The 3698-nt window shown below is 66.7% G+C and carries 4 protein-coding genes and 1 riboswitch; all 4 genes read left to right on the plus strand.

The genetic code is table 11. The features are described from left to right. Positions 1 to 1025, plus strand: a 1025-nt coding sequence (locus AC1D34_RS35080) for an OmpA family protein (protein WP_476826725.1), incomplete at its 5' end; no start/stop codon positions are given. Between the two features lie 109 nt (positions 1026 to 1134). Further along, on the plus strand, positions 1135 to 1335 hold the full coding sequence (locus AC1D34_RS35085) for a hypothetical protein (protein ID WP_476826726.1): 201 nt from the start codon (positions 1135 to 1137) through the stop codon (positions 1333 to 1335). Between the two features lie 82 nt (positions 1336 to 1417). Next, positions 1418 to 1522, plus strand: a riboswitch (TPP riboswitch). 78 nt (positions 1523 to 1600) lie between these two features. Beyond that, positions 1601 to 3463, plus strand: a complete 1863-nt coding sequence (gene thiC / locus AC1D34_RS35090) for a phosphomethylpyrimidine synthase ThiC (protein ID WP_476826727.1) — start codon at positions 1601 to 1603, stop codon at positions 3461 to 3463. 8 nt (positions 3464 to 3471) lie between these two features. Beyond that, on the plus strand, positions 3472 to 3698 hold a 227-nt coding region (locus AC1D34_RS35095; RefSeq protein WP_476826728.1), incomplete at its 3' end, for a hydroxyethylthiazole kinase.

Here is a 3698-nt window from a genome sequence, read left to right on the forward strand (position 1 = left end):
CCGCTGGACCCGGGCAACTGCCCCCGCCTGACCGGCAGGGCCGTCGCGGTGGCATCGGCCTCGGTGGCGCGGCTGCGATCGGCCTTGGCGTCGGCGTGCTCGGCGGCATCATGGCGACGCAGGGCGCGACCCGCCTCGACGATGTCCGCGGGCGCCGCGAGGAGCGCCGCGAGGGCGACGTCACGATCATTCGCGAGCCCGGTCGCACGATCATCCGCGACGACGACCGTGCCATCATCCGCCGCGACGAGACCGAGCGCTTCCGCGACCTCGGCTGGCAGGGACGGACCGAACGGCGCGGAGACGAGAACGTGACCGTGTTCGAACGGCCGGACGGCAGCCGCATCATCACCGTGACCGACGAGGATGGCCGCCTGATCCGCCGGACCCGGCGCATGCGCGATGGCGATGAGATCGTGATGATCGACAACACCCGCCGCGATCGGCCGGATATGCGCTTCTCGGACGAGGTCGTCGTGCTGCCGCCGCCGCCCCTGCCGATCCCGCGCGAGCGCTATATCGTCGACGCCGAGCAGGCCGACCAGCGCCTGATCTATGAGACGATCACCGCCCCGCCGATCGCCGCGATCCCACGCCGCTACACGCTCGACGAGGTCCGCTACTCGCCTGACCTGCGCGCCCGCATGCGCAGCGTCGATATCGACACGGTGACCTTCGAGACCGGGTCCTGGGAGGTCACCCCCAACCAGGCGCAGCGGCTCTCGGTGATTGCCGCCTCGATCAGCCAGGCACTGCAGCGCGCGCCGAACGAGGTCTTCCTGGTCGAGGGCCATACCGACGCCGTCGGCTCGGATGTCGACAACCTCTCGCTCTCGGATCGCCGGGCCCAATCCGTCGCCGAGATCCTGACGCGCGATTTCCAGGTGCCGCCGGAGAACCTGACGACGCAGGGCTATGGCGAGCAGTATCTCAAGGTGCAGACGCAGGAGGCCGCCCGCGAGAACCGCCGCGTCACGCTCCGACGCATCACCCCGCTGCTGGCCGGGCAGAACCAGCCGCAGTGAACCAATAGAACCGGCGCGGCGGGCGACCGTCGCGCCGGTCTCCCCGGCTCAGGAGATTCAGGAATCAGCAAGCTCTCCGGCTTAAGACCTATCGTAAGGAGAGTTGATGATGAGTGAGACATCCGTCGCGATCGCGCAGAGCTTTGCCGCAAGCCAGGCAGCCTCGACCCGCCAGACCTTGCAGACAGCGATGGTGAAGCAGCAGGCGATGTCCGACCAGGCGCTCGTGGATATGCTGCAGCAGAGCGCCGAGTCCCAGAAGGCTACTCTTGCCGCTGGCCAGGGCCAGACCGTCGACATTCTCGCCTGAGCCCGGCATTCCGGCGCCGCATGGCAGGGCCGCATCCCGCCCCTTGTCGGTTGCGTTCAAGAGCCGCCGGCCCTAACCTCCGCTTCGTTCCGAGGGGTGCTCGCAAGAGCTGAGATGGCGTCCAAAGCCGAACCCGTCGAACCTGATCCGGGTCATACCGGCGGAGGGACTGGAACGCGGCGTGCGCCACACGTGTACCCGCAGACAGCGACTGGACCGCTTCTAAACCCGGATCTCCTGAACCTTGGACCAAGGAGGAGATCCCATGAACGCCCACACCAAGCCCCAGAAGAATACCGTCAAGGCTGCCCCTCAAAGCGTGACGACCGGACCGATCATCGGCTCGCGCAAGATCTATGTCGCGCCGCCGGACCATCCCGAGATGCGGGTGCCCTTCCGCGAAGTTCAGCTCACCACCGATTCCGAGCCGCCGGTCCGGATCTACGACCCGTCCGGTCCGTTCACCGAGAGCGATGTCACGATCGACCTGAATGCCGGCCTGCCGCAGCCGCGCCGCGCCTGGCTCGATGCCTGCGGCTTCACGACCGTGCCCGGCCGCGCCGTCACTGCCGCCGATAACGGCCATATCTCGCCTGAACAGCTCGTTCCCGCCTGCCCGGCCTCACGCCCGATCCTCGAGGCGAAGCCCGGCCAGATGGCGACCCAGTACGAGTTCGCCAAGGCCGGCATCATCACGCCCGAGATGATCTATGTCGCGCATCGCGAGAATCTCGGCCGCGCCGCGATGCTCGAAGGCGCACGCGAGCGCCATGCCGATGGCGAGAGCTTTGGCGCCTCGGTTCCGGAATTCGTCACCCCTGAATTCGTGCGCGAGGAAATCGCCCGCGGCCGCGCCATCATCCCGGCCAATATCAACCACCCCGAACTGGAGCCGATGGCGATCGGCCGCAATTTTCTGGTCAAGATCAACGCCAATATCGGCAATTCGGCCGTGACGTCCGGCGCTGCCGAGGAGGTCGAGAAGCTGGTCTGGGCGATCCGCTGGGGCGCCGACACGGTGATGGACCTGTCGACCGGCCGCAACATCCACAACATCCGCTCCTGGATCCTGCGCAACTCGCCGGTTCCGATCGGCACGGTGCCGATCTACCAGGCGCTTGAGAAGGTCGGCGGCGACCCGATCAAGCTCGACTGGGAGGTCTTCAAGGACACGCTGATCGAGCAGGCCGAGCAGGGCGTCGACTATTTCACCATCCATGCCGGCGTGCGCCTGCCCTATGTCCCGCTCACTGCGAGCCGCGTCACGGGCATCGTCTCGCGCGGCGGCTCGATCATGGCGCGCTGGTGCCTCGCGCACCACAAGGAGAGCTTCCTCTACGAGCGCTTCGACGAGATTTGCGAGATCATGCGCAAATATGACGTCTCCTTCTCGCTCGGCGACGGCCTGCGTCCGGGCTCGATCGCCGACGCCAATGACCGCGCCCAGTTTGCCGAGCTGGAGACGCTGGGCGAGCTCACCAAGGTCGCCTGGGACAAGGGCTGCCAGGTGATGATCGAGGGCCCCGGCCACGTGCCGATGCACAAGATCAAGGAGAACATGGACAAGCAGCTGCGCGAATGCGGAGAGGCGCCGTTCTACACGCTGGGACCGCTGACCACCGACATCGCGCCGGGTTACGACCACATCACCTCGGGCATCGGCGCGGCGATGATCGGCTGGTTCGGCTGCGCCATGCTCTGCTATGTCACGCCCAAGGAGCATCTCGGCCTTCCCAACCGCGACGACGTCAAGACCGGCGTCATCACCTATYGGATCGCGGCCCATGCCGCCGATCTCGCCAAGGGCCATCCAGCGGCCAAGATCCGCGACGACGCGGTCTCGCGCGCCCGCTTCGACTTCCGCTGGGAGGACCAGTTCAACCTGGCGCTCGACCCCGATACCGCACGTTCCTTCCATGACGAGACCCTGCCGAAGGATGCCCACAAGGTCGCGCATTTCTGTTCGATGTGCGGGCCGAAATTCTGCTCGATGAAGATCACGCAGGATCTGCGCGCCGAAGTGCTGGCGATGGGCGAGAACGAACGCGCGGCGCTCGAGGGCATGGCGGAGAAATCGCAGGAATTCCTCGCCAAGGGCGGCAATCTCTACTTGCCGGCGGCGGAATGAGCGCGACGATGACCGCGGCCCGCCTCGACGCGACGGTCGTTGCAGGCGTGCTGGCGCGGGTGGCAGCGAGCCGCCCGCGGGTGCAATGCCTCACCAATACKGTGGCGCAGAACATTACGGCGAACATGCTGCTCGCCTTCGGCGCGATCCCGTCCATGGCGATCCATGTCGACGAGATCGCGGCAATGGCCGAGGGCGCCGGCGCGATCCTGATCAACATCGGCACGATCAATGC

This window comes from Allobosea sp. P1_A7 (assembly GCF_056406775.1).

Coding starts and splice junctions, on each gene's coding strand:
- AC1D34_RS35085 (WP_476826726.1), top strand. CDS start 1,135: ATGAGTGAGACATCCGTCGCGATCGCGCAGAGCTTTGCCGCAAGCCAG.